Here is a 12474-nt window from a genome sequence, read left to right as displayed (position 1 = left end):
CTCTGCCGGGGCACGCCTCGGCAGGGGCTCTCAGCGCAATCTCCAACTAAATTTCCAGACGTCAGGTTACAGTACCGATCACCAAGTACCTATGAGGAAGGCCCATGCTCTCTGTCCTGGCTGATCGCACTTACCGGCATCTCTTCCTTGCACAGATCGTGGCCCTGCTTGGGACAGGTCTTGCAACAATCGCTCTGGGGCTTTTGGCCTATGATCTGTCAGGCGAACGCGCAGGGCTGGTGTTGGGCACGATCTTCACCATCAAAATGGTGGCGTATGTCGGAATTGCGCCCATCGCTGGGGCCTTCGCCAATCGGTGGCCGCGCCGCACGATGCTGGTCAGCCTCGACTTGGTCCGCGCCGCTGTGGCGCTGTGCCTGCCATTCGTAGCGGAGGTTTGGCAAGCCTACATCCTGATCTTTGTGCTGCAATCCGCATCTGCCGCGTTCACGCCGACGTTTCAGGCGACCATCCCCGACATCCTACCAGAGGAAGACCGGTATACTCGGGCTCTGTCGCTCTCACGGCTGGCCTACGACCTTGAGAACATCATTAGCCCGATGCTGGCCGCGATCCTGCTGACCTTCGTGAGCTATCATGCGTTGTTCTTCGGCACCATGATCGGATTCGTTGGCTCGGCTTTTCTGGTCGTGTCGGTCCTGCTGCCCAGCCCGCAACCAACCGCACCAAGGGGCATCTATGATCGCACCACGCGCGGGATGCGGATATACCTCGCCACACCGCGCCTGCGCGGGCTGTTATCGCTTAACCTCGCAGCGGCAGCAGCGGGTGCGATGGTGCTGGTGAACACGGTGGTGCTGGTCCGCGCCGATCTGGGGCTTGGGGATGCGCAAGTTGCCATTGCGCTTGGTGTATTCGGTGGCGGGTCAATGCTGGCCGCCCTTTTGCTTCCCCGACTTCTGGACAACCGCCCTGACCGCCCGGTGATGATCGGCGGTGCGGCAGTGCTGGTTATCTCGCTGCTCAGTCTGTCGCTGATCTCACTGATCTACGACACGCAGTGGCTCCCACTGCTTGCGGGATGGTTCGTCATCGGGATCGGCTATTCGGTGGTGCTGACCCCATCAGGGCGGCTACTCAAACGATCTGCACACGCTGAAGACAGACCCGCCGTCTACGCTGCTCAGTTTGCTTTATCACACGCTTGCTGGCTGGTGACATACCCGCTCGCAGGCTGGCTGATTACCATCGCGGGACCTGCAACGGCCTTTGCATTCTTGGCATTGCTCGCGGCCATTGGGATGATTTGTGGGGTCTTACTTTGGGCGCGTGACGATACTGGAACTTTCGAACATGTTCATGATGACCTTCCAGAAGATCACCCGCATGTTCGCGGTGGCCGATCACACAGCCACCCAATTGTTATTGATGATTATCATCAGCATTGGCCGAGCATACGATAAGCACACCGTAGCCTTTGATAGAGATATGGATCAGCTTTAGTGATGTGGTCGAAGCGGTCACTCGCTAATGAGTCGAAACACCTTTTGCGATAGCGATATGGTGTGCTCTGTGGTGATCCCCCGTCGCCATCAGACCAAAAAAACCAAGTGACTTTATCTGAGAGACATCGCCGTCTTCAGGGTCAGTCACGGTCCAAGTGATCGATCCTTCGTTGGAAACGACTATCGATGACCAACCGGTTTCACTCGCAAGCACGGGACCATGCGCGGGGACCATGCGGGATGCGGCTTCCCCAGGACGGCCCGACCGCGATATTGTCATTCGAAGGCCATTCGGTATCTCTTCCGTTTCAACGCTCGCGCCCAGAATTAGCTGGGTCATGTCGACCAGATGAACGCGCAAGGCGTCTATATCAACGCGCTCCCAATCGGTGTCCGGGTCTTGCGCCAATATTTTCACAATCTCGCTAATTGCGGCAAAAGAGGCATCGCCCGGTTCCGTTGGCATGGTCGTGGTCGAATGCATGCTTCCATGATTTTGATGATCACTGTGCTGGGCTGACGTCGTACTCGCCGTCGCAAGCGTCCAAGTCAGGATAAGGCAAGGTAGGTACAGAACTTTCACAGGAGTTTCCTTTCTTGGTTGGGATGATCGGTAGCGTCGAGCGCTCTATGCGAATATGATTATGGTCATGTCGACTGTCGATTTTTTTGCTGAACTGAACCATAATTGCGCACCGGCCAAAGCAAGGCGGGTGATGCTGAACGCTGGTGAAGTCCTATTTCGCCAAGGAGAAACGAGCCCGGGTTTCATGAAGGTGCATGAAGGCCGGATTGATCTGGTCAGGTGGTCCGAGACGGGGCGTTCGATACGCATTCACGCGGCAGGGCAGGGCGAAACCTTCGCTGAAGCTTCCCTTTTTGCTGAATCCTGCCATTGCGACGCTGTCGCACGCACACCAGCCGTAGTCGATCTATTGCCTCGGAAGGCCGTTCTGGATGCTTTGGCGACGTCACCTGACCTCGCACAGCGCTTTGCTGCTTATTTGTCAAAGTCGCTGATGCAGTCCCGGCGATTGCTCGAACTGAGGGCAATCAAGCCTTTGACCGAGGGCATTATCGCGAGGCTCATCGAGGTGGTGGATGAGAAAGATGATTTGCCCGAAGACGTTCCGCTTCTTTCATTGGCGCAGGATTTGGATGTGACTGCACCCGCACTTTACAGGGCACTCGCCAGACTTGAGAAACAAGGGCGGGTGATCAGGCCGGCACGCGGGCGTGTGCGCCTCGTTTTATAGCGGCTTATCCTTGCAATGCGATCCTGGCGGTCAACGCACGTCAATTTCTTTGGCTGTCCTGCGCGGTGACTTGCGCTTGGTGGTCGCGTTCGCGATCGGGCCATTGGGTTTTGATCCATGCCAGCACGTCTCGAGGCTCATCTTCTGAGTACATTTCGCCAAAACCAGGCATGTTGCTTTCATATCCATTTCCGACCACGGCTGCAGTGCCCAAAGCGGTGATTTGAAGCAGCAATCGATCTGGATGGTGCCATGTGTGACCGGTTTCATCATGCGGCGGTGCGGGTAGACGTCCATCTGGTCCCGGTGATCTCCAATTCGGTTGCCCTTCTAGATTTGCGCCATGACATGAAGCACATGCCTCCGCATAGACCGCTTCACCGCGCGCAAGGTTCGGCAGATAGTCTCCACTGGTTACAGAGGTCTGCGGACCTGCGTCAAAGAAAAAGAATGCAACCATACCCGCCAGTGCAGTCGTGATTCCGATTGAGACGACCAGCTTCATAATTTGATACCCCGCAGTCTCAGCGAGTTGCCGATCACGGATACCGACGACAGGCTCATTGCCGCCGCAGCAATCATGGGTGACAAAAGCACGCCAAAAACTGGGAACAGGATGCCCGCTGCAATCGGGACGCCCGCCGTGTTGTAGATGAAAGCGAAAAACAGGTTTTGGCGGATATTGCGCATCGTGGCTTGCGCCAGAACCCGCGCACGCACGATGCCGCCGAGGTCGCCCTTCAGCAGGGTGACGCCAGCGCTCTCGACCGCGACATCCGCGCCTGTGCCCATTGCGATGCCGACATCCGCCGCCGCAAGGGCGGGCGCGTCGTTCACGCCGTCGCCAGCCATAGCGACCGAATATCCCTTCGCTTTCAGTTCCGCGATCAGATCCGCCTTGTCTTCGGGCGAGACCTCGGCACGCACTTCATCGATCGAGAGGTCTCGGGCGACGGCGTCTGCGGTGCCCTGACTGTCTCCTGTCGCCATGATGATCTTGAGACCGGCTGCATGCAGATCACGAATGGCCGCAGGTGTCGTGTCTTTGATCCGGTCGGCAACTGCGACAATCCCGGCAAGTTTAGCGTCTGCAGCCAGGAGCATGGCGGTTTTTCCGCTGTTCTGGAATGCGGCCAGTTGATCTTTGACAGCAGAGATGTCGACCCCAAGGTCTTCCATCAGTGCCGTGTTGCCAAGGGCGACTTCGGTTTCGTCAATTCTGCCGCGGACACCTTTGCCAGTGACTGCACTGAAATCCACTAGGTCCAGCTTATTGGCCCCGCGGTCCTCAGCGCCTTTCAGAATAGCCTCGGCAAGAGGGTGCTCTGAGCCGCGTTCAAGAGCTGCCGCATACCCCAACACCTCTTCCTCTGTCTTATCGCCCAAGGCGACAACATCCGTCAGAGTCGGCCTTCCTTCCGTCAACGTGCCTGTCTTGTCGAGCACGAGAACATCCACCTTTGCAAATCGTTCCAGCGCCTCTGCGTCTCGGATCAGGACACCTGCCTGAGCGCCCCGTCCAGTTGCCACCATAATCGACATCGGTGTGGCTAGGCCGAGGGCACAGGGGCAAGCGATGATCAGAACGCTGACGGCGGCGACAACCGCATAGCCAAGTGCCGGTGTTGGGCCAAAGAACATCCAGATCACGAAGGCCAGTGCCGCAACGCCAATGACGATCGGCACGAAATAGCTCGCCACGCGGTCTGCCATCGCCTGGATTGGCGCGCGCGAACGCTGAGCACTCGCAACCATTGCAACGATCCTTGAAAGTACCGTATCGCTGCCCACGGCTTCCGCTGTCATCACGAACGAGCCGGTCTTGTTGAGAGTACCGCCTGTGATCGCGTCTCCCGCAGCCTTCTCGACCGGGACAGGTTCCCCGGTGAGCATGCTTTCATCTACTGATGATCGGCCTTGGTGTACAATTCCATCCACGGGCACAGCTTCACCGGGCCGCACCCGTAGCTTGTCGCCTGTGACCACGTCATCAAGCGCGACATCTTCGTCGCCAGCATCCGTTACGCGTCGCGCCGTCTTGGGAGCCAAATCCATGAGTGCGCGGATCGCGTCACCGGTCCGTTCTCTGGCCGTCAGCTCCATCACCTGCCCGACCAAGACAAGGATAAGGATCACGGCCGCAGCCTCGAAGTAAAGGGGCGGACCGTGATCGCCCGACAGATTGGCCGGGAAAATGCCCGGTGCCAGAAGCGAGACGAGGCTGAAGGCATAGGCGGCCCCCGTACCAATCGCGATCAGCGTCCACATGTTGAGGTTGCCGGTCACGATCGACGACCAGCCCCGCTTGAAGAATGGGAACCCGACCCAAAGCACAACCGGTGAGGCGAGCAGGAATTGCAGCCAGCGGACGGTTTCCACGCCGAACCATCCTGCCCACGGAATCCCGATCATGCCGCCCATTTCAAGTGCAAAGACGGCCAGTGCCAATGGTGCGCCGATCCAGAGCCTGCGTCGAAAGTCGACCAGTTCGGGGTTTGGTCCTGCATCGGCCGTGGGCATCATCGGCTCTAACGCCATGCCACAGCTGGGACAATCACCCGGCCCTTCCTGAACGATCTGAGGGTGCATCGGGCAGGTGTATTTTGTGCCTTCCGGCATCGGTTCACGCTCGGCACGCTCCCCCAGATAGTCATTGGGCTCGTCTTCGAACTTGTGCTGGCAACGTTCCGAGCAGAAATAGAAACGATCCCCGTCATGCTTTGACAAAAACTGTGCCGTCGCCCGCGTGACCGACATCCCGCAAACGGGATCGGTTGCCTCAATATACGCCTGCGGATTTTCGACAAACGTGTCCCTGCATCCGTCCTGGCAGAAGTGGTAGACATGCCCATCATGCTCAAAACGCGGTTTGCCCGCGTCCGGATCGACCGTCATGCCGCACACGGGATCCCGCGTAATTTTTTTCTCGTCGAGTGCTGTCTTCGACATGCTCGGATCCTCCGTGGGTTCAATGGTAGTTCTTCCAGTAACCGGAAGGTCAAGGCCGCCTCATCGCCCATCTATTTCCGGCGTCGCGGATGGTCCTCCCTGAAGGTCAGCGATCAAGGCGTTCATTTCCGCAATCTCGAGGCGTTGCGCTTCGATGATGTCTTGGGCAAGTTTCTGCACTCGGGGGTCAGAGATTTCGGCGCGCTCGCTGGTCAGTATGGCGATGGAGTGGTGCGGGATCATGGCCCGCATCCAAGAGACATCCTGAACGGTTGTTTGTGATCGCACCAAGAAGAGCGAGACGGCAAAGACACCCACGCTCGATCCGATGATGGCGTAGTTGAGCGCTTTGTTCTTGTACATGCCCCACATGAAAAGCAGCATTATGACTGCCATCACCGCACCCATGTAAAGCGCCATATAGGTCCGTGTTTCACTGAATTGGACGTGGCCCAACGCGTATGTATTCAGATACATCAACCCGAACATCACGACCGTCGATGTGACGATCATTGCAAGAAATCGCGAATAGCTCATTTTCATCCTCCCAATTGTGACCTTTGAAAACAAACAACATTCCAGCGCGGGAAGGTTTCCGACAAATGCAGATTTTGTCACGTCGAGTGCGCAGGATTGCGAAAAATCTTTATGTCGCAGGAGAAATTAGCATTTGCTTGCAAAGCTTTAGCGTTCGCGACGTCCAGAGGGTCTGCCCGTTCACGCTGATCTGACTTGCATTTCGGGAGTTAAGGCTGGATGACATGTGCATGACTGCATCGAGCGAAAAATTTGAGATCGGATTGGTTTTACGGCCAATGGGGCTTTTGCTCCTGATCTTGGTGTTCGTTTTTCAAATCGTAGCGCCTCCTGCCTCTGCAACCAGGTCTGTGGTTGATGTTCATGAACACCATCAAGAAATGACCAACGCGGCGAACAGGTGTCCGATGCATTCGGCCAATTTGGATGCCAATGCTCCTGGTGGAGCTGAACTTGATGGGACGCATGAAAATGCAGCGCATTGCATGCCCTCGATGTGCTGCTTTCACGACACTGTCTCGTCGTCTCAGCTGGTCACAATTGGCGCGCTTCTGCCCAGCACGCAAGTGATTGATCGTGGTACAGCGCCTTCCTCGAACACAGGTTCAACCCAAGATCGACCCCCAAGACACGTCTGATTGATTTCCGAACCGCGGCCGCATCCTGCGACCGCGTGACTTTAATTGATTGGAAACAGTTCCGTTGTCGGGACTGGGGGTGAGGCAACAATGCGTGGACGATATTCAGCCCTGAGCATTCTAGCGCTTGCCGCCGGGGTTGCTGGCGGCATCTATCTGGAGAGACTGTACTTCAATCCATCGGAGATGGCCGGATCGACAGGGCCAGAAATCCTTTATTGGGTTGCTCCGATGGATGCCAATTTCCGGCAGCCGGGGCCTGGAAAATCTCCCATGGGAATGGATTTGGTGCCAGTCTTTGCTGGTGAGGAACCTTCGGGCGATCCATCCGAGGTGACGCTGTCAGCAGCCGAGATCAATGCGATCGGTGTCCGCACCGCGATTGCGCAGGTGTCCGAGATTTCGCAGCGGATCGAGACGGTGGGTTTTGTTGGCTATGACGAGCACCTGACAAGTCATGTGCATACCCGCGTCGAAGGCTGGATCGAGGCGTTGAACGTCCGCGCCGTCGGGGATCCAGTGCGCGCAGGTGACATCCTTTTTGAGATGTTCTCGCCCCAGATCGGCTCTGCCAGCAGTGATCTTGTGCGCGCGGTTGGGGATGGCGCCCCCCGCATACTCCAAGCCGCCCGCAGCAATTTGCGCAGCCTTGGCATGTCGAACGACCAAATCGCCCGGATTGAGGCCGAAGGTGTGCTTGCGCGCAACATTGAGGTCTTGGCCCCGCAGGACGGGGTGGTCATCTCTCTCGAGGCAGCAGACGGGATGTTCCTGCAACCTGGTGTTCGTGCCGTCTCTTTGACCGACCTCAGTGCCGTCTGGCTGATCGTGGATGTCTTCGAGCGTGACATCGCGCGCATGACAGATGACATGCGCGCGGTCGCCCGGTTTGAGCACTTGCATGGGCGCACCTTCGAGGGCGCGATCGATTACATCTATCCAGAACTTGATGCCGAGACGCGGACGCTGCCAGTGCGCCTGCGCTTTGATAATTCCGAGGGGCTGCTCAGGCCCAACATGTTTGGAAATGTCAGCCTGATCCCCAACCAGACACGCATGGCGCTGACGGTCCCCACCGAGGCGATCATTCGTACGGGCGCTGCCGAACGCGTCATTCTGAAAACCGGAGAAGGCACATTCAAGCCGCGCCTGATCACAACGGGTCTGCGGGACAATTTCGGCGGGGGCGGCCGGACGGAAGTTGTGCAGGGTCTGGCACCCGGCGAGGAAGTCGTCGCCTCCGCTCAGTTTTTAATCGACAGCGAGAGCGCGTTGAGCGCCGGTCTGATGCGTATGGCACCGACGGATGAGACTCCTGCACGCGGGACGGGCGAGTTGATTGCGCTCGATATCGAAAACCGCAGCGCCACGATCAAACATGCGGCACTAGACGCGCTGGATTGGCCTGCGATGACATCGCGTTTTCCGTTGCGCGCCGATATTCCGCTGGGCCGGTTGGAACCGGGTTTGCAGGTGGCGTTCCGTGCGGCACGCGGTGCGGACGGGTTGCTCAGCCTGATCGAGCTTGGCAGCGACGATGGAATTGCCGCGACAGGCACAGGAACTGTGATGGCCGTTACGCCGGATGGCAAACTGACGCTATCGCATGATCCGATCCCGGAATTGGGGTGGCCTTCAATGCAGATGGACATGCCAGTCGCAGGGTTCGACGTGGCAGAGGTGCCGCTCGATCAGCCCGTCGAGTTCGATCTGTCCAAAGGGGAGGATGGGCTCTTCACAATCGTCGCCGTGCGCGGCGACGGGATGATGAGCAAAAACGAGATGAGCATGCCTGAAGCGATGGAAGCGGCAAAAGAAGATGCTGCGACCCCGCCGATTGTGGTGTCCGGGACCATTGAGATGGTCGATCAAGAGACACGCATGGCCACCATCGCGCACGGACCAATTGTCGAGATCGGGATGCCCGGCATGACCATGGGGTTCGCCTTGGACGAGGCGCTTGATCCTGCCGCGTTGATCACTGGACAGGAGATGACCCTGACCTTCGCCCGCCCGGACGGTATGACAATGGTCCTTGCGTCCGCCGAACCTATTACTCCGCCAATGGAAGTGTCAGGCACCATCAATTCCCTCGATGCAGCGGTGGGTATGGCCAACATCACCCACGGCCCGATGATGGAGATCGGGATGCCGGGGATGACGATGGATTTCGTCATTGCTCCGTCAGTTGATGTGTCGCGCCTGCCGGAGGGAGATGAGGTCACGCTTCTGCTCAAGCGCAACGCGGACTTCTCATTGACGCTGGTTGGCGTGGCTGCGGCTCCAGATGTGATCCAATGATCCCGGCCATCATTCGCGCTTCGATCGCGAACCGCGTGATCATTCTGGCTCTCGCGGTGATAATGGCCGTTGCAGGTATCTGGGCAATTCGGGAAACCCCCGTAGACGCGATTCCAGACCTGTCGGATGTACAGGTGATCGTCAAAACGCCCTATCCGGGTCAAGCGCCACAGGTGGTCGAGGACCAGATCACCTATCCGATTGCAACTGCCATGCTTGCCGTGCCAGGGGCCAGCGACGTGCGCGGGTTTTCGTTCTTCGGCGACAGTTATGTCTATGTGGTTTTCGAGGACGGAACCGACCTCTACTGGGCACGCACGCGGGTGCTGGAATACCTTGGCCAGATCGCTGCCGATCTGCCTGAAGGTGTCTCGCCCCAGCTTGGACCGGACGCGACGGGCGTGGGCTGGATCTACCAATATGCGCTCATCGACCGTACCGGCGGCCATGATCTGGCCGAGTTGCGCACGCTTCAGGACTGGTTCCTGAAGTACGAGCTGCAGACTGTCGACGGGGTGTCCGAGGTCGCCACCATCGGTGGCATGGTCAAGCAATACCAAGTCGTCGTCGATCCCAACAAGTTGCGCGCCTATGATGTAACGCTTGCCCAGATCCGTAACGCCATTCAGGGCGCGAACCGCGAGACAGGCGGTAGCGTGATCGAGATGGGCGAGGCCGAATTCATGGTCCGCTCCACGGGCTACGTCGATGAACTGGCGGACCTGGCCAAAGCACCGCTGATGGTCAACGACCGAGGGGCCGCGATCACCTTGGCCGATGTGGCCGACATCCGCCTTGGCCCCGAGATGCGACGGGGTGTGGGCGAGTTCAACGGAGAGGGTGACGCCGTCGGCGGCGTGGTGATCCTGCGCTGGGGCGGCAATGCGCTGGCCACGATCAAGGCCCTGGAAACCCGCATCGAAGAGCTACGCTCCAGCCTGCCCGAAGGGGTCGAGATCGTCACCACTTACAACCGCGCGGGCGTGATCGAGCGTGCGATCGAGAACCTGCAAAAGAAACTGACCGAGGAATTCATCGTCGTCATTCTGGTCTGTGCGGCTTTCCTTTTGCACATCCGGTCGTCGCTGGTGATCCTGCTGTCGCTCCCGCTTGGCATTTTTGCGGCCTTTATCATCATGAAGCTGCAAGGGGTGAACGCCAATATCATGTCGCTGGGCGGCATCGCCATTGCCATCGGGGCCATGGTGGACGCCGCGATCGTCATGATCGAAGCGATGCACAGGCGGATCGAAAAAGAGAAACTGACGAACGAAAACCGTTGGCGCATCGTCAGTGAATGTGCCTCAGAGGTCGGGCCCGCGCTGTTCTATTCGCTTGCGATCATCACGGTCAGCTTCCTGCCAGTGTTCGTGCTGGAAAGCCAGGAAGGGAGGCTTTTCAAACCGCTCGCCTTCACCAAGACCTATGCGATGGCCGCCGCCGCGATCCTGTCGATCACGCTGGTGCCGGTGCTGATGGGTTATTTCGTGCGCGGGCGCATTCTGCCTGAACGAAAGAACCCACTGAACCGGATCGTGATCTGGATCTACCGCCCGTTTTTGGACGCCGCCGTGGCGTGGCCATGGGCTACGACGGTGCTGGCGGGCGCACTTGTCGCCTCGATGATGTGGCCGCTTCAGCGCATCGGAACCGAATTCATGCCCGAACTCAACGAGGGCGATTTTCTCTATATGCCATCGCTCTATCCCGGTGTGTCTATCGGCAAGGCGCGCGAGGTCTTGCAACAGACCGACCGCCTGATCGCGACTGTGCCCGAGGTTCTGACCGTGCATGGCAAGCTGGGCCGAGCGGACACCGCCACCGATCCCGCACCGCTGACGATGATCGAAACGACCATCCAGCTCAAACCCGAGGACGCGTGGCGCCCCGGCATGACGATGGAGATGATCCGCAACGAGCTTGATCGCGTGGTACAGATCCCCGGCGTTACCAATGTCTGGATTCAACCGATCAAGAACCGAATCGACATGCTGGCGACCGGCATCAAGACACCCGTGGGCGTCAAGATATCCGGCGCAGACCTCAGTGTGATCGAACAGATTGGGATCGAGGTAGAGCGCGTAGTGGCTGATATTGATGGTACGGCATCGGCCTACGCTGAACGCCCCATTGGTGGGCGGTTTATTGAGATCAACGTCGATCGCGATGCCGCAGCTCGCTACATGATGTCTGTCCGCGACATTCAGGATGTCGTGCAGACTGCCATCGGCGGAATGCAGGTATCTGAATCCGTCGAGGGTCTTGAGCGTTTCCCGATCAACCTGCGCTACCCGCAGGAATGGCGCAACAGCCCCGAACGGCTGCGCGATTTGCCGGTGGTGACGCCCTCGGGTGCGCACATTCCGCTCGGCAGTCTGGCGGAAATCAAAGTCGTCGATGGACCTGCCATGATCCGCTCTGAGAACGCCCGACGCACCGGATTTGTCTTTATCGACATCGCGGAGCGTGATTTGGGTGGCTATGTCAACGAAGCCCGAGCGCTTGTCGCCAATCAGGTCACACTGCCAACGGGTTATTCCATCACATGGTCCGGGCAGTACGAATACATCGAACGCATGCAGGAACGGCTCAAGCTCGTAGCCCCGGCGACACTTCTGATTATCACCCTGATGCTGTTCATGGCCTTCAATCGAGTGATCGAGGTGGGAATTATTCTTGCCGCGTTACCCGTCGCCTTGGCCGGAGGCGTCTGGTTTCTGTGGTATCTCAGCTTTGATATCTCGGTTGCGGTTCTGGTGGGCTTTATCGCGCTGGCTGGCGTGGCGGTCGAAACTGCCATCGTGATGCTGCTCTATCTCAATCTGGCATGGGAAAAACGCAAGAAAGACGCCGCGACTGAGCGGCGCGAAATGACCTCGCTGGATGTTGAAGAGGTGGTTTTCGAAGGTGCGCTCCTGCGCGTGCGTCCCAAAGTCATGACAGTTGCAACCATCTTCGCAGCACTCATTCCGATCATGTACGGCACCGGAACTGGGTCCGAGATCATGCAGCGGATCGCGGCTCCGATGATCGGTGGCATGGCGACCGCGACCCTCCTGACGCTCTTTGTCATTCCGTCGATCTTCGTGATCTGGAAAAGGCTGGCCCTGAAACGGGTCAACAGAGAATTGCTGCAACCAGCTCAAGACCCCGCAGCACCTGTACCGGCAGCATAGGACCTGCCAATCAAAACCCAACCTGAAAGGACTACCCATGAAAACTCTCTCTCTTGCCCTCTCTGTTCTTGTTCGTATTCCTCCGGTGAGGGCCGTCTTTTTGATTGTTGGGGATTTTTGTAGCGTTTGCATTTATGAGCAGCAGCAAATC

General features: G+C 58.1%; 8 protein-coding genes. 4 read left to right on the top strand and 4 right to left on the bottom strand.

Annotation, left to right across the window (positions count from 1 at the left end):
- The first annotated feature begins 104 nt into the window (after nt 1-104).
- Nucleotides 105-1424 (top strand): MFS transporter, encoded by a 1320-nt coding sequence (locus LC354_RS23035; protein ID WP_223428296.1) that lies wholly within the window; start codon nt 105-107, stop codon nt 1422-1424.
- 64 nt (nt 1425-1488) lie between these two features.
- Here the strand turns inward: LC354_RS23035 and LC354_RS23030 are convergent, their stop codons facing one another.
- Complete coding sequence (locus LC354_RS23030; RefSeq protein WP_223428295.1) at nt 1489-1950, bottom strand: hypothetical protein; 462 nt, start codon at nt 1948-1950, stop codon at nt 1489-1491.
- Between the two features lie 166 nt (nt 1951-2116).
- Between LC354_RS23030 and LC354_RS23025 the strand changes: the two genes are divergently transcribed.
- A complete protein-coding gene (locus LC354_RS23025) occupies nt 2117-2722 on the top strand; it encodes a Crp/Fnr family transcriptional regulator (RefSeq protein WP_223428293.1) in 606 nt (201 codons plus the stop codon).
- Nucleotides 2723-2762: 40 nt separating this feature from the next.
- Here LC354_RS23025 and LC354_RS23020 read toward each other — a convergent pair whose 3' ends face one another.
- Genes LC354_RS23020 through LC354_RS23010 form a run of 3 tightly spaced genes read right to left on the bottom strand, consistent with a single transcriptional unit; the run spans nt 2763 to nt 6208 of the window.
- The gene (locus LC354_RS23020; protein WP_449649488.1) at nt 2763-3227 is read right to left on the bottom strand and encodes a c-type cytochrome; all 465 of its coding nucleotides are present in this window, start codon (nt 3225-3227) and stop codon (nt 2763-2765) included.
- Nucleotides 3224-5671: a heavy metal translocating P-type ATPase gene (locus LC354_RS23015; protein ID WP_223428292.1), complete on the bottom strand. Its 2448-nt coding sequence runs from the start codon at nt 5669-5671 to the stop codon at nt 3224-3226. Before LC354_RS23015 ends, LC354_RS23020 begins: the two co-directional genes overlap by 4 nt.
- Nucleotides 5672-5731: 60 nt before the next feature.
- Nucleotides 5732-6208, bottom strand: a complete 477-nt coding sequence (locus LC354_RS23010) for a DUF305 domain-containing protein (RefSeq protein WP_223428290.1) — start codon at nt 6206-6208, stop codon at nt 5732-5734.
- Between the two features lie 728 nt (nt 6209-6936).
- On the opposite strand from LC354_RS23010, the gene LC354_RS23005 reads away from it, so the two are divergent.
- Nucleotides 6937-9147, top strand: coding sequence for an efflux RND transporter periplasmic adaptor subunit (locus LC354_RS23005; RefSeq protein WP_223428289.1), 2211 nt, complete (start codon nt 6937-6939; stop codon nt 9145-9147).
- Nucleotides 9144-12323, top strand: coding sequence for an efflux RND transporter permease subunit (locus LC354_RS23000; RefSeq protein WP_223428288.1), 3180 nt, complete (start codon nt 9144-9146; stop codon nt 12321-12323). The genes LC354_RS23005 and LC354_RS23000 overlap by 4 nt, the downstream gene beginning before the upstream one ends.
- The last annotated feature ends 151 nt before the right edge of the window (nt 12324-12474 follow it).

The organism is Tateyamaria pelophila, assembly GCF_019966495.1.
In the GTDB taxonomy this organism is placed as follows: domain Bacteria; phylum Pseudomonadota; class Alphaproteobacteria; order Rhodobacterales; family Rhodobacteraceae; genus Tateyamaria; species Tateyamaria pelophila.
This window is presented reverse-complemented; position numbering and strand designations above follow the sequence as displayed.

Bases quoted from the DNA above. Each gene is read 5' to 3' on its own strand.
- LC354_RS23005 (WP_223428289.1), top strand. From the start codon at position 6,937: ATGCGTGGACGATATTCAGCCCTGAGCATTCTAGCGCTTGCCGCCGGG.
- LC354_RS23010 (WP_223428290.1), bottom strand. From the start codon at position 6,208: ATGAGCTATTCGCGATTTCTTGCAATGATCGTCACATCGACGGTCGTG.
- LC354_RS23035 (WP_223428296.1), top strand. From the start codon at position 105: ATGCTCTCTGTCCTGGCTGATCGCACTTACCGGCATCTCTTCCTTGCA.
- LC354_RS23025 (WP_223428293.1), top strand. From the start codon at position 2,117: ATGTCGACTGTCGATTTTTTTGCTGAACTGAACCATAATTGCGCACCG.
- LC354_RS23030 (WP_223428295.1), bottom strand. From the start codon at position 1,950: ATGCATTCGACCACGACCATGCCAACGGAACCGGGCGATGCCTCTTTT.
- LC354_RS23020 (WP_449649488.1), bottom strand. From the start codon at position 3,227: ATGAAGCTGGTCGTCTCAATCGGAATCACGACTGCACTGGCGGGTATG.
- LC354_RS23015 (WP_223428292.1), bottom strand. From the start codon at position 5,671: ATGTCGAAGACAGCACTCGACGAGAAAAAAATTACGCGGGATCCCGTG.
- LC354_RS23000 (WP_223428288.1), top strand. From the start codon at position 9,144: ATGATCCCGGCCATCATTCGCGCTTCGATCGCGAACCGCGTGATCATT.